General features: G+C 68.2%; 6 protein-coding genes and 2 pseudogenes. 2 read left to right on the forward strand and 6 right to left on the reverse strand.

Annotated elements, in window-relative coordinates:
* From DDE13_RS20135 to DDE13_RS20145, 3 genes are all read right to left on the reverse strand, one after another.
* The coding region (locus DDE13_RS20135) for a DEAD/DEAH box helicase (protein ID WP_111406023.1) at positions 1-1,709 on the reverse strand (1,709 nt) is incomplete at its 3' end.
* Positions 1,710-1,897: 188 nt separating this feature from the next.
* Positions 1,898-2,293 carry a Cu(I)-responsive transcriptional regulator gene (cueR, locus tag DDE13_RS20140; protein WP_111406024.1) on the reverse strand — a complete coding sequence of 132 codons (396 nt, stop codon included), beginning with the start codon at positions 2,291-2,293 and terminating at the stop codon, positions 1,898-1,900.
* On the reverse strand, positions 2,290-4,779 hold the full coding sequence (locus DDE13_RS20145; RefSeq protein ID WP_111406025.1) for a heavy metal translocating P-type ATPase: 2,490 nt from the start codon (positions 4,777-4,779) through the stop codon (positions 2,290-2,292). Before DDE13_RS20145 ends, cueR begins: the two co-directional genes overlap by 4 nt.
* Before the next feature lie 178 nt (positions 4,780-4,957).
* Between DDE13_RS20145 and DDE13_RS20150 the strand changes: the two genes are divergently transcribed.
* Positions 4,958-7,228, forward strand: a complete 2,271-nt coding sequence (locus DDE13_RS20150) for a hybrid sensor histidine kinase/response regulator (RefSeq protein ID WP_111406026.1) — start codon at positions 4,958-4,960, stop codon at positions 7,226-7,228.
* Positions 7,229-7,298: 70 nt separating this feature from the next.
* Here the strand turns inward: DDE13_RS20150 and lpdA are convergent, their stop codons facing one another.
* The 3 genes and pseudogenes from lpdA to aceE form a co-directional block, all read right to left on the reverse strand.
* Entirely contained in the window at positions 7,299-9,050 is a 1,752-nt protein-coding gene (gene lpdA, locus DDE13_RS20155) for a dihydrolipoyl dehydrogenase (RefSeq protein WP_111406027.1), read from the reverse strand.
* A 10-nt stretch (positions 9,051-9,060) separates the two neighbouring features.
* A pseudogene (gene aceF / locus DDE13_RS20160) lies at positions 9,061-10,341 on the reverse strand (dihydrolipoyllysine-residue acetyltransferase); the annotation flags it as partial.
* A 19-nt stretch (positions 10,342-10,360) separates the two neighbouring features.
* Positions 10,361-13,024 carry a pyruvate dehydrogenase (acetyl-transferring), homodimeric type gene (gene aceE, locus DDE13_RS20165; protein WP_111406029.1) on the reverse strand — a complete coding sequence of 888 codons (2,664 nt, stop codon included), beginning with the start codon at positions 13,022-13,024 and terminating at the stop codon, positions 10,361-10,363.
* A gap of 349 nt (positions 13,025-13,373) precedes the next feature.
* On the opposite strand from aceE, the pseudogene DDE13_RS20170 reads away from it, so the two are divergent.
* Positions 13,374-13,691, forward strand: a pseudogene (locus DDE13_RS20170) (MFS transporter); the annotation flags it as partial.

Consider the following 13,691-nt stretch of genomic DNA (forward strand, 5'->3'; position numbering starts at 1 on the left):
TCCTCGCGCGGGGGACGCGCGGTGCTGGCCTCGCGCGGGGGACGCGCGGCGCGGGCGGGCCGCTCCCCCCGGTCCGGCTTGCCGCGATGGGACGGACGGTTATCCCGGTCGGGACGCGGGGGCGGCGGCGGCATGTCGGGCTTGCTGTCCAGCAGGGTCAGCGCGATGCCGCCTTCCAGTTCCCGCGCGTCGCCGACGGACGCAAGGAACCCGTCGATCGCGGCCGAATCCAGTTCGACATAGCTTTCCGATGGCCCGACCCGGATCGCCCCGATCGCGTCCTTCTCGATCCCGCCCGCGCGGCACAGCAGCGGCAGGAGCCAGCGCGCCTCGGCCCGGTCGGCATGGCCCACCGACAGCGCCAGCCAGCGGCTGTCGGTGAAGGCGGGGCGCGGCGCACGCGGGGCCACCTGCGCCTGATCGGCAAGATCCTCGGGCGCGGTCACGTTCTTGCGGTAGAGCCGCAGATAACCCGCCGCCAGCTGGGCGGGGCTGACCTGCGCCAGCAGCTTCGCGGCAAAGGCAGCTTCGGTTTCGGTCGCGGGCACGGCCCAGTCGGGATCGCCCAGCAGCTTCGCTTCGTCGCGCGCCAGGATATCCTCGGCCGAGGGCGCGGCCACCCATTCGGCGCTGACCTTGGCGAAGCGCAAAAGGCGCTCGGCCTTCTTGCGGACCTTGGGCGTCACGATCAGGGCGCTGATACCCTTGCGTCCCGCGCGACCCGTGCGGCCCGACCGGTGCAGCAGGGTTTCCGAGTTCGACGGCAGTTCGGCATGGATCACCAATTCCAGACCCGGCAGGTCGATCCCGCGCGCCGCCACGTCGGTCGCCACGCAGACCCGCGCGCGCCCGTCGCGCATCGCCTGCAGCGCGTGGGAGCGTTCGTCCTGGCTCAACTCTCCCGACAGGGCCACGACGGCGAAACCTCGGTTGGACAGGCGGGCGGCCAACCGCGACACCATCGCCCGCGTGTTGGCGAAGACGATGGCGTTGTCGGCATCGTGGAAGCGCAGAAGGTTGATGACCGCGTTCTCGGCATCCCGGTCGGCGACGGCCACGCCCTGATAGGCGATGTCGGCATGGCCCCCGGCCCCGCCCGTGACCTGCACGCGCACCGCGTCGCGCTGGAAGGTGCGCGCAAGTGTCTCGATCCCCGGCGGCACGGTGGCCGAGAACATGAGCGTGCGGCGCGTGTCGGGGGCGGCGGCGAGGATGAATTCGAGGTCCTCGGAAAACCCGAGGTCCAGCATCTCGTCCGCCTCGTCCAGCACCACGGCGCGGATCGCGGACAGGTCCACGGCGCCGCGTTCGATATGGTCGCGCAATCGGCCCGGTGTCGCCACGACGATATGCGCGCCGCGCGCGAGCGCCCGGCGTTCGTCGCGGCTGTCCATCCCGCCCACGGCGGTGACGACCACGGCCCCGGCCCCGGCGTAGAGCCACGACAGTTCGCGCATCACCTGCAGCGCCAGTTCGCGGGTCGGGGCGATAACGAGGCCGAGGGGGGCTGCCGCGGGCGCGAAGGTCTCGGCTTCGCCCAGCAGGGTCGGGGCGAGGGCAAGCCCGAAGCCCACCGTCTTGCCCGACCCGGTTTGCGCCGAAACCAGCATGTCGGCGGTCGCAAGTGCAGGATCGGTGACGGCGGTCTGCACCTCGGTCAGGGTGTCATAGCCGCGCTCGGCGAGCGCGGCGGCAAGGGTCTTAATCATGGATGCGGTCTTTCACGGCAGGCGGGGCCGGTCGCCCCATGCGCCGCACCCCTTCGCAGGTCCCACCCGATCCCATGTCCGGACAGACCCGAAATGCGGCGCATACGCGTTTGTGCCAGTCCTGTATAGCCCTGGCGCGCACGCTGCGGCGCGGCGACACATGGCTGCGGCATCGCGGGCACAGCCCGTCAGGCATCCGGCGTCCCGGCGAGGTCGGCCAGGATCGGGCAGTCGGGCCGCCCGTCCCCGGCGCAGGACCGCACCAGATGGGCCAGCGTGTCGCGCATGGCGGCCAGTTCCGCCAGCTTGCGGTCGATGCGGTCGAGATGATCCTCGGCCAGCCGTTTCACGTCGGCGCTGGCGCGGGAATGGTCCTCGTAGAGCGCGAGCAGCGTTCGGCAGTCCCCGATGCTGAAGCCAAGCGACCGGGCCCGCCCGAGAAAGGTCAGCTTGTGCAGGTCGGCCTCGGCGAAATGGCGGTAGCCGTTTTCGGCGCGCGCGGGGCGGATCAGGCCGATCTCCTCGTAATAGCGGATGGTCTTGGCGGGCAGGCCGGACCGTTCGGCGACATCCTTGATGTTCATCCCGGCACCCCCGCCCGGCGCAGCCGCAACGCATTACTCAGCACGAAGACGCTCGACAGCGCCATGGCGCCCGCTGCCAGCATGGGCGACAGCATCAGCCCGAAGGCGGGATAGAGCACCCCCGCCGCCACGGGCACCAGCGCCACGTTGTAGCCGAAGGCCCAGAACAGGTTCTGCTTGATGTTGCGCAGGGTCCGGGCCGACAGGTCCAGCGCGGTCGCCACACCGCGCGGGTCCCCGCCCATCAGCACGACGTCGCCGGATTCGATGGCCACGTCGGTGCCCGTGCCGATGGCGATGCCCACATCCGCTGCCGCCAGCGCGGGCGCGTCGTTGATACCGTCGCCCACGAAGGCCACGCGGGAGCCGTCGGATTGCAGTTCGGCGATGGCGGTCTGCTTGTCTTCGGGGCGCAGACCCGCCTTTACATCGTCCAGTCCCAGCGGGGCGGCAACGGCCCGCGCCGTGGCCTCCGTATCGCCCGTGAGCATCACGCAGCGCACCCCCCGCGCCTGCAAGGCGGCGATGGCATCGGCGGCGCCTGCGCGCACCGGGTCTGCGACGGCCAGAACGGCGACCGCCTGCGCGCCCATCGCCACCAGCACCGGGGTCTTCCCTTCGGCGGCAAGCGCGTCGGCCCGGTCGGCCATGTCGCCCAATGCGACGCCTTCATCCCTCAGAAACCGCGCGTTGCCCGCCAGCACCGGCTGCCCGCCCACCGAGCCCGACACACCGGCGCCCGCATGGGCGGTGAAACCTTCGACCGTGGCCGGGGTCACGCCCTCGGCCTGTGCCCCGGCGATGATCGCATGTCCCACAGGGTGTTCCGAGCGCGACTCCAGCGCCGCCACGGCGGCGAGCACCGTGGCACGGTCGGCGCCCTCGGCCAGCACCACGTCGGTCAGCGCGGGGCGGCCTTCGGTCAGGGTGCCTGTCTTGTCGAAGGCCACCACCTGCACGCCCGCCAGCGCCTGCAACGCATCGCCCTTGCGAAAGAGCACGCCCAGATCCGCCGCACGGCCCGTGCCCACCATGATCGACGTGGGCGTCGCCAGCCCCATGGCGCAGGGGCACGCGATGATGAGCACAGATACACCGGCCACCAGCGCGTGCGACAGGTCCGGCCGGACCGCGAGCCACACCGCCACGGTCAGCGCGGCGATCCCGAGGATCACCGGCACGAACCAGAGCGTGATCCGGTCCACAAGCGCCTGGATCGGCAGGCGCGCGGCCTGCGCGTCCTCGACCATGCGGATGATCTGCGCCAGCACCGTGTCGCCGCCGACCGCGTCGGCCCGCATGGTCAGCGCGCCCGACGACAGGACGGTGCCGCCGGTGACCCGATCGCCCGCCGCCTTGGCCACCGGCATCGGCTCGCCCGTCAGCATCGACTCGTCCACCTGCGCGCGGCCTTCGGTCACGGTGCCGTCCACGGCCACCCGTTCGCCGGGGCGCAGCAGGATCAGGTCGCCGGAGGCAAGGCTATCCACCGGCACGTCGGCATGGCCGTCGCCTTGCTGCACCCGCGCCGTGGCCGGGCGCAGGCCGACCAGCCGCGCGATGGCGGCCCCGGTGCGGCCGCGTGCGCGCGCCTCTAGCCACCGTCCGATGAGGATCAGCACGACGATCACCACGGCGGCCTCGAAATACACGGCGCGGGCGGCGTCGGGCACCAGCCCGGGTGCGAGCAGCACGACAGAGGAATAGACGAAAGCCGCCCCCGTCCCCAGCGCCACGAGGCTGTTCATGTCCGGCGCGCCGCGCCCCAGCGCGGGCAGGCCGCGGGCGTAGAACATCCGCCCCGGCCCGGCCAGCACCAACGCGGCAAGGACGCCCTGCACCCACCACGACGCCTGCATGCCCATGGTTGCGGCGATCCAGTGATGAAACGCGGGCATCATGTGACCGCCCATTTCCAGCACCACCACCGGCAGCGTCAGCAGCCCCGCCAGCACCGCACGGTTGCGCAGCGCGGTGGCCTCCCGCGCCTGCACGGTGGCCGGATCGTCGCGGACGGCGCTGTCATGGGGGCGCGCCGGATAGCCGACATCGGTTGCGGCTGCCGCCAGGGCGCGCGCGTCGGAAACGCCGTCGAGCACCTGCACCCGCGCCACACCCGTGGTCAGGTTCACCGCCACGTCGCGCACGCCCGGCACGGCGCGCAACGCCCGGTCCACCCGCGCAGCGCAGGCGGCACAGGTCAGGTCGTCGACCTGGAGCGTGATCTGCGCCACCCGCGCCGGGTAGCCCGCGGCGTCCAGCGCTGCCGTTGCCGCCGGCAGCACATGGGCGGGCGCGGTGACACGGCCCGCGCCGGTGGCAAGGTTCACCTCCGCCGCCTGCACGCCCGGCACGGCGGCCAGCGCGCGCTGAGCCCGGCCCACGCAGCCCGCGCAGGACAGCCCTTCGATCCGCAAGGTATACGTGTCCGCGCGTTCTTGAGCGGTATCGCGCGGCAGTTCGGCGGCGAACGCGGTTTCAGCCATGGCAAGTTCCTTCCAGCTTCAGGAACGCAGATAGGCCTTCCAGCCACGGGAAGGTCAAGGGGTGCGCGGGATCCGTGCCCGACGCCGCACCAGCCGCGCTGAGGGGATCCAGGCCGCGAACGGCCCTTGCAGCGAACGTGCGCGTGGCACAGGTTGTGTCCACCCGGAGCACAGCGACATGCCGACCGACAGCCTAAGCCCGACCCAGGCCGCAGAAGCCAACCTTGCCGCTTTCGACGCGCATGACGGCCCCCGCGGCCGCCTGCGCCGCTATGCCGAGGGACGCATCCGCAATTTCGGCACGCGGCAGGTGCTGATGGCGGTCGGGTCCGTGTCGCTCACGCTGCTCAGCGGCCCCGAGATCGGGTTGCTCGTGATCGCCTTCGCCCTGGGGGGTGAAGGGATCGACTGCGGCTTTCTGGCACGCGTGATCCGACGGCTGGACGAAGGGGCAGATGACGGCCCGCTGCGCATCGGCAGCACGATCACCGCGGCGATCCAGGCAATCCTGATCTCGGCCTGCATCGTGCTGGCGATGGTGTCCACACCGGGCGACACGGCGGTCTTCTTCGCCATGGCCTACCTCACAGGGGCGGCAATGAATGCCGGGCTTGTGGCCGCCTTTCACCGCGATGCCGCCTTTGCCCGGCTTGGGATCTTCGCGTTGACGCCTGCGATCCTGTTCGCCGCGGAATGGGTGCAGGGCGGGTCGGCCTCCCTCGGCTATGACGTGATGGGCACGCTGATCGTCGGCTATATCGTATATGTCTTCACGCAATACGTTTCCGACAGTTACGCGCGATCCACGGCGCACAACCGCGAACTTCTGGAACAGCAAGTGGCGTTGGCGCGGTCGTCCGAGGCACTGGCCGAACAGCAGGCCGAGGCGCGCAAACTCGCCCTCGTGGCGCAGCATGCCAATGACAGCATCGTCATCACGCGACCGGACCGGCGCATCACCTGGGTCAACGCGGCATTCGAGAACCAGACCGGGTATCGGCTGAGCGATGCCCGGGGCCGCCGCCCGGATGACCTGCTGTTCGGGCCGCGCACGGACCGGAACGCCAGTGCGCGCATCGCCGAGACCGTCGCGCGCGGCGAAGACCACCGGGAAGAGTTGGTCATCTATACCGCGACTGGCCGCGAGCTTTGGGTGGAGGTCAACTACGCCCCGATCCTCAACGACACAGGCGCGGTGGAGATGGTGATCTCGGTCGAACGGGACATCACGGCCGCGAAGCGCCATGAACAGGAACTGGCCCGTGCGCGCGACGCCGCCGAAGCCGCCGCGCGCGCCAAGGCCGATTTCCTCGCCACCATGAGCCACGAGATCCGCACGCCCATGAACGGGATCATCGGCATGGCGGACCTGCTGTGCGATGCCGACCTGCCCGAACCGGAGGCGATGTATGCCGGAACGATCCGCGGGTCGGCCGAAGCGCTGCTGGCGATCCTGAACGATATTCTCGACCTGTCCAAGCTCGAGGCCGGGAAGCTCGATATCACGCCCACGCCCTTCGATCCGCGCAAGACCGTGGAAGAGGCCGCGACGCTCCTGCGCCCTGAAGCCACGCAGAAGGGCATCGCGCTGGCGGTGGACATCGATCCGGACGTGCCGGCGCGGGTGCTGGGCGACGGCGGGCGCCTGCGCCAGATCGTCATCAACCTCGTCGGAAATGCGGTGAAGTTTACCGCGCAGGGCGGCGTGACCGTGCGGCTGAACGCGGAACCCGCAGGCGCCCGGCACCTGCTGCAGCTTGAAGTGGAAGATACCGGCATCGGCATCGATCCGAAGATGCTGGACCACATCTTCGACCGGTTCACCCAGGCCGAAAGCGACACGACCCGCCGTTTCGGGGGCACCGGGCTGGGGCTGACGATCTCGCGCATGCTGGCACGGCGCATGGGCGGGGACATCACCGCGCGCTCGACGCCGGGGCGCGGATCGGTCTTCACGGCGACCCTGCGCGCCGGTGCCGTCGACCCGGCCAGCCTGCCCGGGCACGCCGCCACAGACGGCACCCCGCAGGCGGATCTGAGCGGGCTCAGGGTTCTTGTGGCCGAGGACAACGCAATCAATCGCCTGCTGCTGGAAAAGGTGCTCGATACGGTGGGGGTCGTGCCGTCTTTCGCGGATAACGGCGTGGATGCAGTGGAGATCGCAACGCGGGACCGCCCGGACCTGATCTTCATGGACATGTCCATGCCCCGGCTCAACGGGCTCGACGCGACACGCGCGATCCGGGCTGCGGGCGGGCCGCAACCCTTCATCGTCGCCCTGACCGCGAATGCCTTCGCATCTGACCGGGACATCTGCCTTGCTGCGGGGATGGACGACTTCTTGTCGAAACCCGTGCGACGGGCACAGCTTGTCGAGATGCTCGAAGCCGCGGCGCAGGCACGGGACCGGGCGGCCGCGGCCGGGCAGCCCGCGCAGACGGAGGCCTGACACGGGAACGGCGGCCCGCATGGCGGACCGCCGTGGTCACCCGGTCAGGCACAGGGCACGTTCGCCCTGGTCAGGCCTTTTTCTTCTTCGGCGGCATCAGGTCGGTGATCACGCCTTCGAACATCTCGGCGGCGAAGTTCACCGTTTCGGACAGGGTCGGGTGCGGGTGGATCGTGTGGCCGAGATCCACCGCGTCCGCCCCCATCTCGATGGCCAGCGCCACCTCGGAGATCAGGTCGCCCGCGTTCGTGCCGACGATCGCCCCCCCGATCACCCGGTCGTCTTCCGGATCGAACAGCAGCTTGGTCAGCCCTTCCGAGCGCGCATTCGACAACGCCCGGCCCGACGCGGCCCACGGGAACACGCCCTTTTCGTACTTGATGCCCTTGGCCTTGGCCTCGGTCTCGGTCAGGCCGCACCACGCGACTTCGGGGTCGGTATAGGCCACGGACGGGATCAGGCGCGCATCGAAATGCCGCTTGTGCCCCGCGATGACCTCCGCCGCGACCTTACCTTCGTGCACGGCCTTGTGCGCCAGCATGGGCTGGCCCACCAGGTCGCCGATGGCGAAGATATGCGGCACGTTGGTGCGCAACTGGCTGTCCACGGCGATGAAGCCGCGATCATCCACCGCGACACCCGCGGCGCCCGCGTCGAGCTTGCCGCCATTGGGACGGCGGCCCACGGCGACCAGCACCTTGTCGAAGATCGCGCTGCTGGTTTCGCCCTTCTCGTCTTCGAACGTGACCTTAAGCCCGTTCTTCTGGGCCTTCACGTCCGTGACCTTGGTCTTGAGCAGGATGTTCTCGTAGCGGTCCTTGATCCGGCTCATCAGCGGCTTGACGATGTCCTTGTCCGCACCGGGGATGATCTGGTCCATCAACTCGACCACGGTCACCTTCGACCCCAGCGCATCATAGACACAGGCCATTTCCAGGCCGATGATCCCGCCGCCCAGCACCAGCAGCTTGCCGGGAATGTCGGCGAGTTCCAGCGCACCGGTGCTGTCGATCACGCGCGGATCGTCATGGGGCACGAAGGGCAGCTTCACGGGTTCGGACCCGGCGGCGATGATGCACTGGTCGAAGCTGACGGTGGTGGTGCCGCCCTCGCCCTGCACCTCGATCATGTTCGGGCCGGTGAACTTGCCCGTGCCCTGTACGGTCGTCACCTTGCGCGCCTTGGCAAGCCCGCCAAGCCCGCCGGTTAGCTGGCCGATCACGCTGTCCTTGAACTTGCGCAGCTCGTCGATGTCGATCTTCGGCTTGCCGAAGCTGATCCCGTGGTGCGACATCTCCTCGGCCTCGGTGATGACCTTGGCGACGTGCAGCAATGCCTTCGACGGGATACAGCCCACGTTCAGGCACACGCCACCCAGCGTGGGGTAACGCTCAATCAGGATGACCGACTTGCCGAGATCCGCCGCGCGAAACGCCGCCGTATAGCCGCCGGGGCCGGAGCCCAGAACCACCACATCGGCATGCTTGTCGCCCTTGCCGGTTGCAGTGCCGGTCGCGGGTGCGGCGGCGGCGGGCGCCGCCGGCGCGGACGCGGCGGAGGACGGGGCCTCGACGGCCCCGGTCTCCGCGGCCCCCTCGGCTTCCAGTTCCATGATGACCGTGCCCTCGGACACCTTGTCGCCCTCGGCCACGGTGATCTTCGTGACCTTGCCCGCGGCGGGGCTTGGCACTTCCATCGTGGCCTTGTCGCTTTCCAGTTCGATCAGGGGATCCTCGGCGGCGACCGTGTCGCCGACCGCCACAAGGATCGACACCACCGGCACATCGGAGAAATCGCCGATATCGGGGACTTTCACATCCATGATGTTCTCCTCACCACATCAGCCGGCGCATGTCGCCGAGCAGGGTTTTCAGGGTCACGCAGAACCGGGCCGCGAGCGCCCCGTCCACCGCGCGGTGGTCATAGCTCAGCGACAGGGGCTGCATCAGGCGCGGCTCGAATTCGCTGCCGTTCCAGACCGGCGCCATCTTGGACCGCGTCAGCCCGAGGATCGCCACTTCGGGCGCGTTCACGATGGGCGTGAAGCTGGTGCCGCCGATCCCGCCGAGGCTGGAGATCGTGAAGGTCGCCCCCTGCATGTCCGGGCCCTTCAACTCGCCCTTGCGGGCCTTGCCGGACAGCTCCATCAGGTCCTTGGAGATCTCCACCAGTCCCTTGCGGTCGGCATCCTTGATGACCGGCACCATCAGCCCGTTCGGCGTGTCCGCCGCGAAGCCGATGTTGTAGTAATGCTTGCGGATCAGCTTGTCGCCGTCGGGATGGATCGACGAGTTGAATTCCCAGTGTTCCTTCAACGCCGAAACGCTCGCCTTGATGACGAAGGACAGGAGGGTCACGCGATAGCCGTCTTCCTTGGCCATCGTGTCCATCTCCTTGCGGTACTTGTCCAGCTCGGTGATGTCGGCTTCGTCGTTGTGGGTCACGTGCGGGATGTTCAGCCAGGACCGGTGCAGCGCGGGACCCGAGATCTTCTTGATCCGCGACATCTCCACGTCCTCGACCTTGCCGAACTTGGAGAAATCCACCGCCGGAATCGGCGGGATGCCCATGCCACCCGAAACGGCGCCGCCGCCGGCACCTGCCGCCGGGGCCGCGGCCTGCTTGTAGAATTTCGCCACGTCCTCGCGCAGGATGCGGCCCTTGCGGCCCGTGCCGTTCACCTTGGTCAGGTCGATGTCGAGCGACCGGGCGAAGGCCCGCACCGAGGGCGAGGCATGGGCGCGGCCAAAGCCACTGTCGGTGACCGGTGCCGGGGCGCCAGCCGGGGCGGGCGCGGATTTCGGCGCCTCTTTCGGTTCCTCGGTCCTAGGGGCCTCCGCTTTCGGTTCCTCCTTGGGCGCGTCGCCCGCGCCTTCGCTCTCCAGCACGATGATCAAGGTGCCTTCCGAAACCTTGTCGCCTTCGGACACCTTGATTTCCTTGACCTTGCCCGCGGCGGGGCTGGGCACTTCCATCGTGGCCTTGTCGCTTTCCAGTTCGATCAGCGGGTCTTCGGCGGCGACCGTATCGCCGACCGAAACCAGAACGCTCACCACCGGAACGTCGGTGAAATCCCCGATATCGGGCACATGCACGTCAGTTGTCATTGTCTGTTCTCCCTCGTCCCTGCGGTCACACCAGCCGCGGGTTCGGCTTGTTGCCGTCGATGTCGTAAAGTTTGAGCGCCTTGGTCAGATCGGCCTTGGTGACCGCCCCGGCCTTGTAGAGATCCACCATGGCGGCGGCGGCGATATGGGCCGCGTCCACCTCGAAGAAGCGGCGCAGGTTCACGCGGCTGTCCGAACGGCCGAAACCATCCGTGCCGAGCACGGTGAACGACCGGCCCTCGGGCACGAAGGCCCGCACCTGTTCGGCGTAGTTCTTCATGTAGTCGGTGGCGACCACGATCGGACCCTTGGACCGTTCCAGCTGTTCGGTGACGAAGGGCACCTTCGGCTCGGCCAGCGGGTTCAGGCGGTTGTGGCGCGCCACGTCCTGCCCGTCGCGGGCCAACTCGTTGAAGGACGTGGCCGACCAGATCTCGGAGCTGACGCCGAAATCTTCCTTCAGCATCGCGGCGGCTTTCATCGCCTGCACGAGGATCGTGCCCGACCCCATCAGCGTGACATGCTTCTTCGTGGGTCTCTTGACCTCTTCGAGCCGGTAGAGACCCTTGATGATGTCGGCCTCCACACCCATGGGCATGTCGGGGTGGTGGTAGTTCTCGTTCATCAGGGTGATGTAGAAATACACGTCCTCCTGATCGACGAACATGCGCTGGAGCCCGTGCTGCACGATCACCGCGACCTCGAACTGGAAGGTCGGGTCATAGGTGATGCAGTTGGGGATGGTGCCCGCCAGGATGTGGCTGTGCCCGTCCTGGTGCTGCAAGCCTTCGCCGTTCAGGGTCGTGCGCCCGGCGGTGCCGCCCAGCATGAAGCCGCGCGAGCGGCTGTCGCCCGCCGCCCACGCCAGATCGCCGATCCGCTGGAAGCCGAACATCGAGTAGTAGATGTAGAACGGGATCATCGGCTGGCCGTGCACGGAATAGCTGGTCGCGGCGGCGATCCAGTCGGCCATGGCCCCCGCTTCATTGATGCCTTCCTGAAGCACCTGCCCGTCCGCGCTTTCCTTGTAGTAGGACATCTGGTCCCGGTCCTGCGGCGTGTAGTTCTGGCCCAGCGGGTTCCAGATCCCCACGGACCGGAACAGCCCTTCCATCCCGAAGGTGCGGGACTCGTCCGGCACGATGGGCACCACGCGCTTGCCGATCTTCTTGTCCCGCAAGAGCGTCGTGAGAATCCGCACAAACGCCATCGTCGTCGAAATCTCGCGGTCGCCGGTCGATTTCAGTTCCTTGTCGAACTTGTCGAGACCGGGGATTTCCAGCTTCGGCACGTCGCGCCAGTGCCGCACGGGGAACGCCCCGCCAAGCGCCTTGCGCCGGTCGGCCAGATACGCCTTCTGCGCGTTGTTGAGCTGCACGAAGGGCGCTTTCGGCAGATCCTCATCCGACACGGGGATCTTGAAGCGGTCGCGCATGGCGCGCAGTTGATCCTCGGCCAGCTTCTTCTGCTGGTGGGTGGTGTTCTGGCCTTCACCGGCCGTGCCCATCCCGTAGCCCTTGACCGTTTTGACCAGAAGACAGGTCGGCTGGCCCTTCACCTCGGTCGCCCGCTTGAACGCCGCGTGGACCTTGACGCTGTCATGCCCGCCCCGGCGTAGGTTCCAGATCTGGTCGTCGGTCCAGTCTTCGACCATGGCGGCGGTTTCGGGATACTTGCCGAAGAAATGCTCGCGGATATAGGCGCCGTCCTTCGACTTGAAGGTCTGGTAGTCGCCATCGACGGTTTCGTCCATCAACTGGCGCAGGCGGCCCGTCACGTCGCGTTCCAGCAGCTCGTCCCAGCCGCCCCGACCCCACAGCAGCTTGATGACCTCCCAGCCCGCGCCGCGGAATTCGCCTTCGAGTTCCTGCACGATCTTGCCGTTGCCGCGCACCGGACCGTCGAGCCGCTGGAGGTTGCAGTTCACGACGAAGATCAGGTTGTCGAGCTTTTCGCGCGCCGCAAGGCTGATCGCGCCAAGGGATTCCGGTTCGTCCATCTCGCCGTCACCGAGGAAGCACCACACCTTGCGGTCGGCCATGTCGATGAAGCCGCGGCTGTGGAGGTACTTCATGAACCGCGCCTGGTAGATCGCCATGAGGGGCCCGAGGCCCATGCTCACGGTCGGGAACTGCCAGTAGTCGGGCATCAGCCACGGGTGCGGATACGACGACAGGCCCCCGCCATTCACCTCGGAGCGGAAGTTTTCAAGCTGCTCCGCGCTGATGCGCCCTTCCATGAAGGACCGCGCGTAGATGCCGGGCACCACGTGACCCTGAAAGAACACGAGATCGCCGCCATGGGTGGCCGAACGCGCGCGCCAGAAATGGTTCAACCCCACGTCGTACATCGCCGCGCTTGAGGCGAAGGACGCGATATGACCGCCATATTCGCTGCTGACCTTGTTGCGCCGCACCACCGTCGCCATGGCGTTCCAGCGGTTGATGGCGCGGATGCGGCTTTCGATTTCCAGATCGCCCGGAAACTCGACCTGATCATCCGGCGGGATCGTGTTCTGATACGGCGTCGTGGCGGAAAAGGGCAGCATCGCCCCCGCCGCCCGCGCCTGCTGCACGGCGCGGTCCAGCAGGAAATGCGCCCGATCGGGACCATCCCGTTCGATCACGTCCTGTATTGCATCCTGCCATTCCTGGCTTTCGATGGGATCGAAATCGTCATGTCCGCCCATGTGAGACCTCCCTCAGACTAAATCGGGGCCAAAACTTATGCTCGGGTTCGCGGCGCGAAACGAAAGAATGTTGCGGCGCCGTTGCCGTTTTCTCTTTCAAAATCAAGAGCCTGCCCCCCGGTGAATCGACGTTTACCTTAACCGCACGCAAAAGGGACCCCGCCTGCACGCATATCCGTCTGCCGGTGCGCGCATGGCATGGCCAAGGCGCGCGCCATGATCTGCCGCCGTGTTCATGTGACTTTCCTCCCTGCCGCAACCTTGCAACGGGGTCGGGCGCCGTGCAATCCCGCTTGCGATAGCGATATCACCGCAATCCGTTCCGCATCTCCAAGCCGGGAAGACCACCATGCCCCTGCGCCGCACGCTCGCGCGCCTGACCGGAGACACCGCCGGCGATCTCGATGCGGTCGAGGCGCGCGACGGCGCGATCCACCTGGCCGCGCTGAGCCTGTCCAAGACCGCGGACAGCCTGCTCGATCCCAAGCTGGTGCTGAGCTGGCTGATGACGTCCGTGGGGGCGCCGGGCGCCGCCGTGGGCGCGGTCGTACCGCTGCGCGAGGCCGGGGCGCTTTTGCCGCAACTGGCCATGGCGCGCTGGGTGGAGGCCACGCGGCGGCGCAAATGGGTGTGGGCCGCCGCCGCGGCGGGCCAGGGGCTGGCGGCG

The organism is Meridianimarinicoccus zhengii (assembly GCF_003254465.1).
GTDB lineage: Bacteria > Pseudomonadota > Alphaproteobacteria > Rhodobacterales > Rhodobacteraceae > Meridianimarinicoccus > Meridianimarinicoccus zhengii.

Bases quoted from the DNA above. Each gene is read 5' to 3' on its own strand.
- cueR (WP_111406024.1), bottom strand. From the start codon at position 2,293: ATGAACATCAAGGATGTCGCCGAACGGTCCGGCCTGCCCGCCAAGACC.
- DDE13_RS20145 (WP_111406025.1), bottom strand. From the start codon at position 4,779: ATGGCTGAAACCGCGTTCGCCGCCGAACTGCCGCGCGATACCGCTCAA.
- DDE13_RS20150 (WP_111406026.1), top strand. From the start codon at position 4,958: ATGCCGACCGACAGCCTAAGCCCGACCCAGGCCGCAGAAGCCAACCTT.
- lpdA (WP_111406027.1), bottom strand. From the start codon at position 9,050: ATGGATGTGAAAGTCCCCGATATCGGCGATTTCTCCGATGTGCCGGTG.
- aceE (WP_111406029.1), bottom strand. From the start codon at position 13,024: ATGGGCGGACATGACGATTTCGATCCCATCGAAAGCCAGGAATGGCAG.